At 61.5% G+C, this 1,541-nt stretch carries 1 protein-coding gene and 1 pseudogene; both read left to right on the top strand.

All coding sequences use genetic code 11. The annotated features are described in order from the left end of the window. The first annotated feature begins 35 nt into the window (after nt 1-35). Nucleotides 36-1,283 (top strand): annotated as a pseudogene (locus tag ACBR42_RS16990) (Mu transposase domain-containing protein). Next, nucleotides 1,273-1,541, top strand: a 269-nt coding sequence (locus ACBR42_RS16985; protein WP_371208820.1) for an ATP-binding protein, incomplete at its 3' end; no start/stop codon positions are given. The pseudogene ACBR42_RS16990 and the gene ACBR42_RS16985, both read left to right, overlap by 11 nt.

Genomic DNA, 1,541 nt, shown 5'->3' with positions numbered 1-1,541 from the left:
GGCATCCTCTTCTGGGGGTGTGAGGAGTGATTGACATGGAGCTTCTGAGTGTGATCCGTCGGTGGCACTGCCGGGATCATCTTCCGATCCGCGAGATCGAACGCCGGACGGGACTGTCACGCAATACGATCCGGAAATATCTCCGGGCACAGAGTATTGAACCGCGGTTCCAGGTCCCCGAACGTCCCGGCCGACTGGACCCGTTTGCTGACAGGCTGAGGGGATGGCTGGTCCTGGAAGCCGCCCGATCCCGCAAGAACCGGCGCACGGCGCGGCGACTGCATGAGGATCTTGTGGCACTGGGCTATGATGAATCCTATGGACGGGTGGCTGCTTTCATCAGGCAGTGGAAACACGAACAGCATCAGGCAGGCCAGACAACGGGTCGTGGTGTTTTTGTGCCCCTGCGCTTCATGGCCCTGGCCAGCCATTATCTGTTTGAGGCGACCTTCTGCAATCCGGCAGCGGAATGGGAGAAAGGGCAGATCGAGAAGACCGTGCAGGATGCCCGGCGCCAGATCTGGCAGGATCTGCCTGCCTTTCCTGATCTGGGGGCGCTGAATGTCTGGCTGGAAGCCCGCTGCCTGGACTGCTGGGAACGGCTGCAGCATATCGAACTGGCCCGGAGCATCGCCGAGGTCCATGCCAGCGAGCGTCCTCACCTCATGGTGCCGGGGCGGCCCTTTGACGGGTTTGTCGAACAGACCAAGCGCGTCTCACCAACCTGTCTGATCCAGTTCGAAGGCAACCGCTATAGCGTGCCGGCCTCCTTTGCCAATCGTCCGGTCAGCCTGCGGGTTTATCCCGACAGGCTGCGCGTTATCACCGAAGGACAGGTTCTATGCGTGCATGACCGGATCATCACGCGTTCGCATGGCGTGCCAGGCCGCACGGTTTATGACTGGCGGCATTATCTGGCGGTCATCCAGCGCAAACCGGGCGCCCTGCGCAATGGCGCGCCGTTTGCCGAATTGCCAGCCGCCTTCCGGGTTCTGCAGGATCGACTGTTCAGGCGACCTGGAGGCGATCGGGAAATGGCTGAAATCCTGGCCCTTGTGCTGTAGCATGATGAGCTGGCTGTCCTCTGCGCAGTTGAACTGGCTCCTGAAGATGGCGTGGCGACCAGGACCCGTGTTCTCAATACGCTGCATCGCCTGATCGATGCCAAGAGAACCGCGGTTCCCCGGCTTGATGCCCCACAAGCCCTGGTGCTCGAACATGAACCGTGCGCCGATACAGGGCGGTATGACATTCTGCGAAGGGACAGCCGCCTTGCGTCATGATCCTGCCGCCGCTTCACCTGTCGTCATGCTCCGTGGATTGCGGATGTATGGCATGTCCCAGGCCGCGGCTGACCTCATCGAGCAGGGCGCACCCGCCTTCGAGGCGGCCATCCCCATCCTCTCGCAACTCCTGAAGGCCGAACTGGCCGAACGCGAAGTGCGCTCCATCGCCTGCCAGACAAAGACAGCCCGGCTCCCTGCCTACAGGGACCTGTCCGGGTTCTCCTTTGCTGATATGCAGGTCAATGAGCTCATGGT

Origin of the sequence: Komagataeibacter sp. SM21 (genome assembly GCF_041402665.1) — a bacterium.
Taxonomy (GTDB): Bacteria; Pseudomonadota; Alphaproteobacteria; order Acetobacterales; family Acetobacteraceae; genus Komagataeibacter; species Komagataeibacter saccharivorans.
Note: the sequence above shows the minus strand (reverse complement) of the source record. Positions and strands in the feature narration are given on the sequence as shown.